Origin of the sequence: Agrobacterium sp. ST15.13.013 (assembly GCF_027956525.1) — a bacterium.
GTDB lineage: Bacteria > Pseudomonadota > Alphaproteobacteria > Rhizobiales > Rhizobiaceae > Agrobacterium > Agrobacterium salinitolerans.
Genome location: NZ_JAQKGP010000010.1, coordinates 145,756 through 158,093 on the forward strand (window position 1 = coordinate 145,756; position 12,338 = coordinate 158,093).

The 12,338-nt window shown below is 59.4% G+C and carries 11 protein-coding genes; all 11 read left to right on the forward strand.

All coding sequences use genetic code 11. The features are described from left to right. Window positions 1-62 precede the first annotated feature (62 nt). The 11 genes from sdhC to PL597_RS12610 all read left to right on the forward strand — a co-directional run bounded on the left by sdhC (window position 63) and on the right by PL597_RS12610 (window position 12,288). Window positions 63-455: a succinate dehydrogenase, cytochrome b556 subunit gene (sdhC, locus tag PL597_RS12560; protein WP_077985505.1), complete on the forward strand. Its 393-nt coding sequence runs from the start codon at window positions 63-65 to the stop codon at window positions 453-455. Window positions 456-466: 11 nt separating this feature from the next. Beyond that, window positions 467-847: a succinate dehydrogenase, hydrophobic membrane anchor protein gene (gene sdhD, locus PL597_RS12565; RefSeq protein WP_077985506.1), complete on the forward strand. Its 381-nt coding sequence runs from the start codon at window positions 467-469 to the stop codon at window positions 845-847. A gap of 7 nt (window positions 848-854) precedes the next feature. Next, on the forward strand, window positions 855-2,696 hold the full coding sequence (sdhA, locus tag PL597_RS12570; protein ID WP_269826530.1) for a succinate dehydrogenase flavoprotein subunit: 1,842 nt from the start codon (window positions 855-857) through the stop codon (window positions 2,694-2,696). A gap of 2 nt (window positions 2,697-2,698) precedes the next feature. Further along, on the forward strand, window positions 2,699-3,034 hold the full coding sequence (locus PL597_RS12575; RefSeq protein WP_077985508.1) for a succinate dehydrogenase: 336 nt from the start codon (window positions 2,699-2,701) through the stop codon (window positions 3,032-3,034). Window positions 3,035-3,043: 9 nt separating this feature from the next. Continuing rightward, entirely contained in the window at window positions 3,044-3,823 is a 780-nt protein-coding gene (locus PL597_RS12580; RefSeq protein WP_004443810.1) for a succinate dehydrogenase iron-sulfur subunit, read from the forward strand. A gap of 205 nt (window positions 3,824-4,028) precedes the next feature. Continuing rightward, the gene (locus tag PL597_RS12585; RefSeq protein WP_077985509.1) at window positions 4,029-4,571 is read left to right on the forward strand and encodes a protease inhibitor Inh/omp19 family protein; all 543 of its coding nucleotides are present in this window, start codon (window positions 4,029-4,031) and stop codon (window positions 4,569-4,571) included. A 92-nt stretch (window positions 4,572-4,663) separates the two neighbouring features. Then, window positions 4,664-5,827 carry a cell division protein ZapE gene (gene zapE, locus PL597_RS12590; protein WP_142912976.1) on the forward strand — a complete coding sequence of 388 codons (1,164 nt, stop codon included), beginning with the start codon at window positions 4,664-4,666 and terminating at the stop codon, window positions 5,825-5,827. A 178-nt stretch (window positions 5,828-6,005) separates the two neighbouring features. Then, window positions 6,006-6,968 (forward strand): malate dehydrogenase, encoded by a 963-nt coding sequence (gene mdh, locus PL597_RS12595; protein ID WP_003523512.1) that lies wholly within the window; start codon window positions 6,006-6,008, stop codon window positions 6,966-6,968. Window positions 6,969-7,001: 33 nt separating this feature from the next. After that, the gene (sucC, locus tag PL597_RS12600; RefSeq protein WP_004443803.1) at window positions 7,002-8,195 is read left to right on the forward strand and encodes an ADP-forming succinate--CoA ligase subunit beta; all 1,194 of its coding nucleotides are present in this window, start codon (window positions 7,002-7,004) and stop codon (window positions 8,193-8,195) included. Between the two features lie 17 nt (window positions 8,196-8,212). Beyond that, a complete protein-coding gene (gene sucD / locus PL597_RS12605; RefSeq protein WP_003492390.1) occupies window positions 8,213-9,115 on the forward strand; it encodes a succinate--CoA ligase subunit alpha in 903 nt (300 codons plus the stop codon). Between the two features lie 176 nt (window positions 9,116-9,291). Continuing rightward, window positions 9,292-12,288 carry a 2-oxoglutarate dehydrogenase E1 component gene (locus PL597_RS12610; RefSeq protein WP_271365278.1) on the forward strand — a complete coding sequence of 999 codons (2,997 nt, stop codon included), beginning with the start codon at window positions 9,292-9,294 and terminating at the stop codon, window positions 12,286-12,288. Window positions 12,289-12,338: the final 50 nt, after the last annotated feature.

The following is a 12,338-nucleotide window of genomic DNA, read 5'->3' on the forward strand; positions in this document are numbered from 1 at the left end:
TGTGCTGTTGCTTGGGGGCGTCCTTATCTGATGGGCGCACGGGAAAACGCCGCGAGGTTCTGATGGCGAATGCGACTAATAACCGGCCTCTGTCGCCGCATCTTCAAATTTACAAGCCGATTCCGACGATGGTTGCATCCATCGTGCACCGCATCACCGGCGGCGCGCTTTATTTCGGAACGCTTCTGGTTGCCTGGTGGCTGATCGCGCTTGCCTCGGGTCCTGCCTATTACGACTGGGTCAACTGGGCGATGGGCACCATCATCGGCAGGCTCATCCTGATCGGTTACACCTGGGCTCTGGTTCACCACATGCTGGGTGGTCTTCGCCACTTCATGTGGGATCTGGGTCATGGCTTTGAAAAGCACTTTACCACCAAGCTGGCAAAGGCCTCGTGGGTCGTGTCGATCTGTCTGACCGCGCTGATCTGGGTCATTGCCCTGATCGTGCGCTGAGGAGATTTTTCATGGATATGCGTACACCTCTCGGAAAGGTTCGCGGTCTCGGCTCTGCCAAGGAAGGTACGGACCATTTCTTGCGCCAGCGCGTCACTGCGGTCGCCAACGTTCCGCTGCTGATCTTCTTCGTGATCTTCCTGATCAAATATGCCGGCGCGCCCTATCCGGAAGTCGCCGCCGCGCTGTCGAACCCGCTCGTTGCGGTCATCATGGCTCTGGTGCTGGTCTCCGGCCTCATCCACATGAAGCTCGGCATGCAAGTCATCATCGAAGACTACGTTCACGCCGAAGTTTCGAAGCTCGTTCTTCTGATGCTGAATACATTTTTCGCGATCCTCATCGGTGGCCTTTCGATCTTCGCCATCCTGAAAATCGCATTCGTAGGATAAGTTCGCCATGGCTTCGATCAGTTCACCTTCCCAGAATGGCAAGGCCTATACCTATGTCGATCACTCCTATGACGTGATCGTGGTGGGCGCCGGCGGCGCCGGTCTGCGCGCCACGCTCGGCATGGCCGAGCAGGGTTTCAAGACCGCCTGCATCACCAAGGTTTTTCCAACGCGCTCCCATACCGTCGCAGCGCAGGGCGGCATCGCCGCATCGCTCACCAACATGACGCCCGACTGTTGGCAGTGGCACCTTTACGATACCGTGAAGGGCTCCGACTGGCTGGGTGACGTCGACGCCATGCAATATCTCGCCATGGAAGCGCCGAAGGCGGTCTATGAGCTGGAGCATTACGGCGTGCCTTTCTCGCGTAACGAAGAAGGCAAGATCTACCAGCGTCCGTTCGGCGGTCATATGCAGAATTACGGCGAAGGCCCGCCGGTGCAGCGCACCTGTGCCGCCGCCGACCGTACCGGCCACGCCATCCTGCACACGCTTTATGGCCAGTCGCTGCGCAACAATGCGGAATTCTTCATCGAATATTTCGCGCTCGACCTCATCATGTCGGCAGACGGCCGTTGCACCGGCGTCGTTGCCTGGAACCTTGATGACGGTACGATCCATCGCTTCTCCGCCAAGATGGTGGTGCTGGCGACCGGCGGTTACGGTCGCGCCTATTTCTCGGCAACGTCTGCCCACACCTGCACCGGCGACGGCGGCGGCATGATCGCCCGCGCCGGCCTGCCTCTCCAGGACATGGAATTCGTGCAGTTCCACCCGACCGGCATTTACGGCGCAGGCTGCCTCATCACCGAAGGCGCACGCGGCGAAGGCGGTTATCTCGTCAACTCCGAAGGCGAGCGCTTCATGGAGCGTTATGCTCCTTCGGCGAAGGACCTCGCCTCGCGCGACGTGGTGTCGCGTTGCATGACGATGGAAATCCGTGAAGGCCGTGGCGTCGGCAAGAATAAGGACCACATCTTCCTGCATCTCGATCACCTCGATCCGGCGATCCTGCATGAGCGTCTTCCGGGCATTTCCGAAAGCGCGAAGATCTTTGCAGGCGTTGACGTTACTCGCGAGCCGATCCCGGTTCTGCCGACGGTTCACTACAATATGGGCGGCATTCCGACCAACTATTGGGGTGAAGTGCTGAATGCCGATGCCAGCAACCCGGAACGCATCGCACCCGGCCTGATGGCTGTGGGCGAAGCTGGTTGCGCCTCGGTTCACGGCGCGAACCGCCTCGGCTCCAACTCGCTGATCGACCTCGTGGTCTTCGGTCGTGCTGCCGCTATTCGCGCCGCCCAGGTCATCGATCGCGATGGGCCGGTTCCGGCTCTCGACACAGCGGCCTGCGACAAGATCATGGAACGCTTCGACAGCCTGCGTTACGCCAATGGCTCGACGCCGACGGCGGTGCTGCGTGACAAAATGCAGCGCGCCATGCAGGACGATGCGGCCGTGTTCCGCACCCAGGAATCGCTGGAAAGCGGCTGCCGCCGTCTCTCGGCGATCTGGAAGGAACTGCCCGACGTCAAGGTGACCGACCGTTCGATGGTCTGGAACTCCGATCTGGTCGAGACGCTCGAGCTGCACAACCTGATGGCCAATGCCATCACGACGGTTTACGGTGCGGAAGCGCGCAAGGAGAGCCGTGGTTCGCACGCCCGCGAGGATTTCGTCGACGGTCCGTTCGGCGGTCGCGACGACGTGAACTGGCGCAAGCATACGCTCGCCTGGGTCAGCCCCGAAGGGGACGTCAAACTCGACTATCGCCCGGTTCACACCGACCTCATCGCCGACGGCATCGATCCGAAAAAGATCGAGCCGAAGGCGCGAGTATATTGATCATGGGAAAGCGCATCAGTCTTCTTGTTCTGATTGGTGCTCTAGTGGCTGCCGCTCCTGCGGTAGCTGCCGAGCGCTACAAGTTGCGTGCTCCCGGTGGAAATACTGCTGCGGTTTTCAACGACGTCGGCGTATGGAAAACCGCCAAAGCAGCGATGAATGCCCGTATCTCGGTCGGTAATCCGGTTACGGCGCAGAATTTGGAATGCGTCGCCAGACCTGGGACAAAAGCCGAGGTCATAAAGCGCGAAGGCTCGGTCGCTTATGTGCGAGCCAGCGACGCGCTGTTCGGTGGTTGCAAGGGTTATGTGAAGTCCGAATTCCTGTCGGCATACTAGGATTTTATCATGGTTGAACTCGCTCTCCCCAAGAATTCCCAGATCAACGAAGGCAAGGTCTGGCCGAAGCCGGATGGTGCCAAGAATGTGCGCGAATACCGCGTCTATCGCTGGAACCCGGATGATGGCCAGAACCCGCGCATCGACACTTTCTATATCGACGTCGATGATTGCGGACCGATGGTTCTCGATGCGCTTCTCTACATCAAGAACAATATCGATCCGACGCTGACGTTACGTCGCTCCTGCCGCGAAGGTATCTGCGGTTCCTGCGCGATGAACATCGACGGCACCAATACGCTCGCCTGTACCAAGGGCATGGACGAGATCAACGGGACGGTGAAGGTCTATCCGCTGCCGCATATGCCCGTGGTGAAGGACCTGGTTCCCGATCTCTCGAACTTTTATGCGCAGCACCGCTCCATCGAGCCCTGGCTGAAGACAGTCTCGCCGACACCCGCCAAGGAGTGGAAGCAGAGCCATGAGGATCGCCTGAAGCTGGACGGTCTTTATGAGTGCATTCTCTGCGCCTGCTGCTCCACCTCCTGTCCCAGCTACTGGTGGAATGGCGACCGTTATCTCGGTCCGGCCGTTCTGCTACAGGCCTATCGCTGGCTGATCGACAGCCGCGACGAGGCAACCGGCGAGCGTCTCGACAATCTCGAGGATCCGTTCCGCCTTTACCGCTGCCACACCATCATGAACTGCGCGCAGGCTTGCCCCAAGGGCTTGAACCCGGCCAAGGCGATTGCGGAAATCAAGAAGATGATGGTCGAGCGCCGCGTTTGAAGGCGATTCGCTGACGACGGAAACCCTATCGGGCCACGGTCTCGACCGTGGCCCTTTTTACAACCCGGCACGGGAAAATTCGGTAAAAATCGACCGAAATGGTAATTATCCCGGCCATCGCTTGCGCAAGATAAGGCTTTGGTAATAATTCAGCCTTCTTGTTTGATCACTGTCTTTCCGGAAGCGAGAGAATCGGGAGCTTGATATGCAATTCAGATATGTGGTGACGGGCCTTGCCGTTGTGATGGGCCTTGCCGGTTGCCAACGTACCTCCTACGATTACAACAACAATGCCAGCAACAATCCCGGTTATACGCCGCCTTTGCAGGCGCAGCCGGTTCCTTCCGTTCAGTCCGGCGCCCTGCCTCCGCCTGGCGGCGCTTCGGGCAGCCAGTTCCCATCGGCGCCTGCATCCGCAGCACCTGGCGGCGTGAATGTCGCTTCTGCAGCGCCCCCGGCAACGGCCCTCGACGTTACCAAGGAATCCATGGTCGGCAACTGGCGCGTTTCCAACGGCGGTGCCAATTGCGACATGTTCCTGACACTCACCAATCTCGGCGCCGGCTCCCGTGGCGGCACGCGCGGTTGTGCGGGCGAGCTGACGGCAATGGGTTCCTGGGAAGTCTCCGGCAAGATGGTCCTCTTCAAGGACCGCGCCGGCAATACGATCGGCCGTGTCTACAAAAGCGCCGATGCGCGCTTTGACGGCACGACCAATAGCGGCCAGCCGCTCAGCCTCAGCCGATGAGCATTTCCGGTGCAGCCGGATTGCCTTCTTCGCTCTAAGCCATTCCATTCGTCGCGGGTGCGGATTTGCGCCCGCGTCCGGGGCGCTTTTTCATGAAGCCATTGCCTGACTATAACCATAGTGTCGTTGAACAGCTCAACGCATTGACGGTAGCTGGCACTTTGCAGGCCGACGCCGCCCAGCTAGGCGTGGCGGCTCATCTCGACCGTATCCTTGCCGATCTGAAAGCGCGCAAGCCCGCCAGAAAAAAAAGTGCGCTTGGCTGGATGTTCGCGCGCAAGTCCGGACCTGCGGCGGCCGTCAAGGGTCTCTATGTCTATGGCAGCGTCGGTCGCGGCAAGACGATGCTGATGGACATGTTCTACGAGATGGCGCCCGTTTCTTCCAAGCGGCGTTGCCATTTTCATGAATTCATGGCGGATGTGCATAATCGTGTGCATGCGCACCGGCAGAAGTTGAAAAATGGCGAAACCAAACAGGCAGACCCCATTCCACCTGTCGCGGCCCAACTTCTGGCGGAAGCGGAGCTCCTTTGCTTCGACGAGTTCACCGTCACGGATATTGCCGATGCAATGATCCTCGCCCGGCTGTTCAGCGAGCTCTTCGCCAATGGCTGCACGTTGGTGACCACCTCCAACGTCGTCCCCGACAATCTTTACAAAGACGGGCTCAATCGCGGCCTGTTCCTGCCTTTCGTCGACTTGCTGAAGAAATATGTTGAGGTGGTAACGCTGGACAGCCCCACCGACTACCGGATGGAGAAGCTGGAAAGCCTTCCGGTCTATGTCACCCCGCTCGACGGTTCGGCGGATCAGGCGATGGACATGGCCTGGCGGCATATGACTGGCGGCCATCTTGTTGCGCCGACCGAGATACCGATGAAGGGGCGTTCCATTCTGGTGCCGCGCGCCAGCGGCAGGGTCGCCCGGTTTTCCTTTTCCGATCTCTGCGAAAAACCGCTTGGGGCTTCGGACTTCCTGGCTATCGCCAATCGTTTCGATACGGTCTTCATCGACCATATCCCGTTCTTGAACGCGGACAAGCGCAACGAGACCAAGCGTTTCATCATCCTCATCGACGCACTTTACGATCACAGCGTCAGGCTTTTTGCCTCCGCTGCCGCCATGCCGGAGGACCTGCTCGGCAAACGCAAGGGGACAGAAGGTTTCGAGTTCGATCGTACCGCCTCGCGTCTGTTTGAGATGCGCAGCGCCGATTATCTGGCGCTTCATCTCGAAAAACGGCAGAAACTTTGACACTTTCGTGACGTATTTTCTTACGTTTACGTAAGAAAATAATGATCTAAACGATTGAAAATACTGATCACAAAAGAATCTGTTGCCAATTTTAGCCAATGGGGCTAATCGAAGTGCGACAATTTGGCTGCCGGTTTGGCGCGGTGAAATTGAATTGAAGCTCAAGAGGAAGCATTCGATGGCTCGCAAAAAAATTGCACTTATTGGTTCTGGCATGATCGGCGGCACGCTGGCGCATCTGGCCAGCCTGAAGGAACTGGGCGATATCGTCCTCTTCGATATTGCCGACGGTATCCCGCAGGGCAAGGGTCTGGATATTGCCCAGTCCGGCCCGGTTGAAGGCTTCAATGCAAAGCTCACCGGTGCTTCCGATTACGCTGCAATCGAAGGCGCTGACGTCTGCATCGTCACCGCAGGTGTTGCCCGCAAGCCGGGCATGAGCCGCGACGATCTTCTCGGCATCAACCTCAAGGTCATGGAACAGGTCGGCGCCGGCATCAAGAAGTACGCGCCGAACGCTTTCGTCATCTGCATCACCAACCCGCTCGACGCCATGGTCTGGGCGCTGCAGAAGTTCTCCGGCCTGCCGAAGAACAAGGTCGTCGGCATGGCCGGCGTTCTCGACAGCGCGCGTTTCCGCCTCTTCCTCGCTGAAGAGTTCAACGTTTCGGTTGAAGACGTTACCGCTTTCGTTCTCGGCGGTCACGGCGACACCATGGTGCCGCTCGCCCGTTACTCCACCGTTGCTGGCGTTCCGCTGACCGACCTCGTCAAGATGGGCTGGCTGACGGCCGAGCGTCTCGAGCAGATCATTCAGCGCACCCGTGACGGCGGTGCGGAAATCGTCGGCCTCTTGAAGACCGGCTCGGCCTATTACGCGCCGGCTGCATCTGCAATCGAAATGGCTGAATCCTACCTCAAGGACAAGAAGCGCGTCCTGCCCGCGGCTGCCCATCTCTCGGGTCAGTATGGCGTAGACGACATGTATGTCGGCGTTCCCACCATCATCGGTGCAGGCGGTATCGAGCGCATCATCGAGATCGAACTCAACAAGGAAGAAGAAGCCGCCTTCCAGAAATCCGTCGGTGCCGTCGCCGGGCTTTGCGAAGCCTGCGTCAACATCGCTCCGTCGCTGAAGTAATAGCCTCAAGCGGCTCCAAACAGGGATTATTCCATGAATATTCACGAATATCAGGCCAAGGCTCTTCTGAAGGGCTACGGCGCGCCGGTTGCTGAAGGCGTGGCCATTCTCAAGGTCGAAGAAGCAGAAGCTGCCGCAAAGCAGCTTCCCGGCCCGCTTTACGTCGTCAAGAGCCAGATCCATGCTGGCGGACGCGGTAAGGGCAAGTTCAAGGAACTCGGCCCGGACGCCAAGGGCGGCGTTCGTCTGGCGAAGTCCATCGAAGAAGTCGTTTCCCACGCCAAGGACATGCTCGGCAACACGCTGGTAACGGCGCAGACGGGCGATGCCGGCAAGCAGGTTAACCGGCTCTATATCGAAGACGGCGCTGATATCGCGCGCGAACTCTACTGCTCGCTGCTGGTAGACCGTTCGGTCGGCCAGGTTGCTTTCGTGGTTTCCACTGAAGGCGGCATGGACATCGAAGCTGTCGCTCACGACACACCTGAGAAGATCCACACCATCGCCATCAACCCTGAAAAGGGCGTTTCCGATGCCGACGTTGCTGCGATCTCCAAGGCGCTTGAGCTCGACGGCGTTGCTGCCGAAGACGCTAAGTCGCTCTTCCCGATCCTCTACAAGGCCTTCAGCGAGAAGGACATGGCTCTTCTCGAGATCAACCCGCTGATCGTCATGGAAAATGGCCATCTGCGCGTTCTCGACGCCAAGGTTTCCTTCGATGGCAACGCCATGTTCCGCCATGACGACGTCAAGGCGTTGCGCGACGAGACCGAAGAAGACGCCAAGGAAATCGAAGCCTCCAAGTGGGACCTCGCTTACGTGGCGCTCGACGGCAACATCGGCTGCATGGTCAACGGCGCTGGCCTTGCCATGGCGACGATGGACATCATCAAGCTTTACGGCAAGGAGCCGGCAAACTTCTGCGACGTCGGCGGTGGCGCCGGCAAGGAGAAGGTTGCGGCAGCCTTCAAGATCATCACGGCTGACCCGAAGGTCGAGGGTATCCTCGTCAACATCTTCGGCGGCATCATGAAGTGCGACGTCATCGCCGAAGGCGTTATCGCCGCGGTGAAGGAAGTCGGTTTGCAGGTTCCGCTCGTTGTTCGCCTCGAAGGCACCAACGTCGAACTTGGCAAGAAGCTCCTGAACGAATCGGGCCTTGCGATTACGGCTGCTGACGATCTGGACGACGCAGCCAAGAAGATCGTCGCGGCGATCAACGGCTAATTGAGGGACCGGAAATAATGTCTATTCTCGTTAATAAAGACACCAAGATCCTTGTTCAGGGTCTGACCGGCAAGACCGGTACCTTCCACACCGAACAGGCGCTTGCTTATTACGGCACGCAGATGGTCGGCGGTATCCACCCGAAGAAGGGTGGCGAAACCTGGACCGGTTCCAAGGGCGAAAGCCTGCCGATCTTCGCAACGGTTGCCGAAGCCAAGGAAAAGACCGGTGCAGACGCATCCGTGATCTATGTTCCGCCGGCCGGTGCTGCCGACGCGATCATCGAGGCCATCGATGCGGAAATTCCGTTCATCACCTGCATCACCGAAGGCATCCCGGTCATGGACATGGTTCGCGTCAAGGCTCGCCTCGACCGTTCGAAGTCCCGCCTGCTCGGCCCGAACTGCCCCGGCATCCTGACGCCGGAAGAATGCAAGATCGGCATCATGCCGGGCTCCATCTTCCGCAAGGGTTCGGTCGGTATCGTTTCGCGATCCGGCACGCTCACCTATGAAGCCGTGTTCCAGACATCGAACGAAGGCCTCGGCCAGACGACGGCTGTCGGCATCGGCGGCGACCCGGTCAAGGGCACCGAGTTCATCGACGTCCTGGAAATGTTCCTCGCTGACGACGCCACGCAGTCGATCATCATGATTGGCGAAATCGGTGGTTCGGCTGAAGAAGATGCAGCGCAGTTCCTGATCGACGAAGCCAAGAAGGGCCGCAAGAAGCCGATGGCCGGCTTCATCGCGGGCCGCACGGCTCCGAAGGGCCGCACCATGGGCCACGCCGGCGCTGTCGTTTCCGGCGGCAAGGGCGATGCGGAATCCAAGATCGCAGCCATGGAAGCGGCCGGCATCAAGGTTTCGCCTTCCCCGGCGCGCCTCGGCAAGACGCTGGTTGAAGTCCTCAAGGGCTGAGACCACATGAAACGGTGACGGGCGGCGCGGCCTAAAGCTCGCGCTGCCCGATGCTGCAAGAACGACAGACAGACGGCATACCGCCCCGGCGGCAGACAGCAATAATCAAAGCGGCAGGCCGGTTGAACGGCCCTAACGGCATCGAGGAGGCGGACGGATAAGTCCGCAAGAACACAATGGCAAGGCAAGAAGCGAACGAGCAGTTTCAGATCACGTCGTTTCTGGACGGCGCGAATGCAGCCTATATCGAGCAGCTCTATGCCCGGTACGAAGAGGACCCCTCTTCCGTGTCGCCGGAGTGGCAGAGCTTCTTCAAGGCGTTGTCCGATAATCCGGAAGACGTGAAGAAGGCGGCCAAGGGCGCCTCCTGGAAGCGTGCCAACTGGCCGATCCCGGCAAATGGCGAACTGGTCTCCGCACTCGACGGCAACTGGGCCACGGTCGAAAAGGCCATCGAAAAGAAGGTACAGGCGAAAGCTGAGGCCAAGAGCGCCGACACCGGCAAGCCGGTCAGCGAAGCCGAAGTGCTGCAGGCGACCCGTGACAGCGTTCGCGCCATCATGATGATCCGCGCTTACCGCATGCGCGGCCACCTGCATGCCAAGCTCGACCCGCTCGGTATTGCCGTTGCCGTCGAGGATTACAACGAGCTTTCGCCGAAGTCCTACGGCTTCGAGGAAAGCGACTACGACCGCAAGATTTTCATCGATAACGTGCTCGGCCTCGAATATGCGACCGTGCGCGAGATGATCGATATTCTGGAGCGCACCTACTGCTCCACCATCGGCGTCGAATTCATGCACATGTCCAGCCCGGAAGAAAAAGGCTGGATTCAGGAGCGTATTGAAGGTCCGGACAAGGGCGTTGCCTTCACGGCCGAAGGCAAGAAGGCCATTCTGTCGAAGCTGGTCGAAGCCGAAGGCTACGAGCAGTTCCTCGACGTGCGTTTCAAGGGCACCAAGCGTTTCGGCCTCGATGGCGGTGAATCGCTCATCCCGGCGCTGGAGCAGATCATCAAGCGCGGCGGCCAGGAAGGTCTGGAAGAAGTCGTTCTCGGCATGGCCCACCGCGGTCGCCTGAACGTTTTGACCAACGTGATGGGCAAGCCGCATCGCGCCGTGTTCCACGAGTTCAAGGGGGGGTCGTTCAAGCCTGACGATGTCGAAGGTTCGGGTGACGTGAAGTACCACCTCGGCGCCTCCTCCGACCGCGAATTCGATGGCAACAAGGTTCACCTGTCGCTGACGGCCAACCCGTCGCACCTTGAGATCGTCAACCCCGTTGTCATGGGCAAGGCCCGCGCCAAGCAGGACCAGCTGGCCAAGGTGTGGGACGGCGACATCATTCCGCTGTCTGAACGCGCCAAGGTGCTGCCGCTCCTGCTGCATGGCGATGCCGCTTTTGCGGGTCAGGGCGTGGTTGCCGAAATTCTCGGCCTTTCCGGTCTGCGCGGTCACCGCGTTGCCGGCACCATGCACTTCATCATCAACAACCAGATCGGCTTTACGACGAACCCGGCCTTCTCCCGTTCGTCGCCCTATCCGTCCGACGTCGCCAAGATGATCGAAGCGCCGATCTTCCACGTCAACGGTGACGATCCGGAAGCGGTTACCTATGCGGCCAAAGTCGCGACCGAATACCGCATGAAGTTCCATAAGCCTGTCGTCATCGACATGTTCTGTTACCGTCGCTTCGGCCATAACGAAGGCGATGAGCCGGCGTTCACGCAGCCGAAGATGTACAAGGTTATCCGTGGTCACAAGACGGTCGCGCGCATTTATGCCGACCGGCTGATTGCGGAAGGCCTGATCAGCGAAGGTGAATTCGAGAAGATGAAGGCCGACTGGCGTGCTCATCTCGAGCAGGAGTTCGAGGCAGGCCAGTCCTACAAGCCGAACAAGGCCGACTGGCTGGATGGCCAGTGGTCCGGCCTGCGCGCTGCCGACAATGCCGATGAGCAGCGTCGCGGCAAGACCGGCGTACCGATGAAGCAGCTCAAGGAAATCGGCAAGAAGCTGTCGACCATTCCGGAAGGCTTCAGCGCGCACCGCACGATCCAGCGCTTTATGGAAAACCGCTCGCAGATGGTCGAGACGGGCGAAGGCATCGACTGGGCAATGGCGGAAGCGCTTGCGTTCGGTTCGCTCGTTGCCGACGGCCACAAGATTCGTCTTTCCGGTCAGGATTGCGAACGCGGCACCTTCTCGCAGCGTCACTCGGTCCTCTACGATCAGGAGACCGAAGAGCGTTATATTCCGCTCGCCAACCTTTCGCCGACGCAGGCCCGTTATGAAGTCATCAACTCGATGCTTTCGGAAGAAGCCGTTCTCGGTTTCGAATACGGCTACTCGCTGGCCCGTCCGAACGCGCTGACCCTTTGGGAAGCCCAGTTCGGTGACTTCGCCAACGGCGCGCAGGTGGTGTTCGACCAGTTCATCTCTTCGGGTGAACGCAAGTGGCTGCGCATGTCCGGTCTCGTCTGCCTTCTCCCGCATGGCTACGAAGGTCAGGGTCCGGAACACTCGTCCGCCCGTCTGGAGCGTTGGCTGCAGATGTGCGCCGAAGACAACATGCAGGTTGCCAACTGCACGACGCCGTCCAACTACTTCCACATCCTGCGCCGCCAGGTGAAGCGCGACTTCCGCAAGCCGCTGATCCTGATGACGCCGAAGTCGCTGCTGCGTCACAAGCGCGCCACCTCTTCGCTGGCCGAGCTTGCAGGCGAGTCCTCCTTCCACCGTCTCCTGTGGGACGATGCGGAAGTCATCAAGGACGGTCCGATCAAGCTGCAGAAGGATTCGAAGATCCGCCGCGTCGTCATGTGCACGGGCAAGGTCTATTACGATCTGCTCGAGGAGCGTGAAAAGCGCGGTATCGACGATATCTACCTGCTGCGTGTCGAGCAGCTCTATCCGTTCCCGGCCAAGGCGCTCATCAACGAGTTGTCGCGCTTCCGCAATGCGGAGATGGTCTGGTGCCAGGAAGAGCCGAAGAACATGGGTGCGTGGTCGTTCATCGATCCTTACCTGGAATGGGTCCTGGCGCATATCGACGCCAAGTACCAGAAGGTCCGTTACACGGGCCGTCCGGCTGCCGCCTCTCCGGCGACCGGCCTGATGTCCAAGCATCTGGCGCAGCTTGCTGCGTTCCTGGAAGACGCGCTGGGAGAGTGAGAACTCTCCCGCATCGCCCCGCAAAAAAGACACCCGAATAACGGAACTAG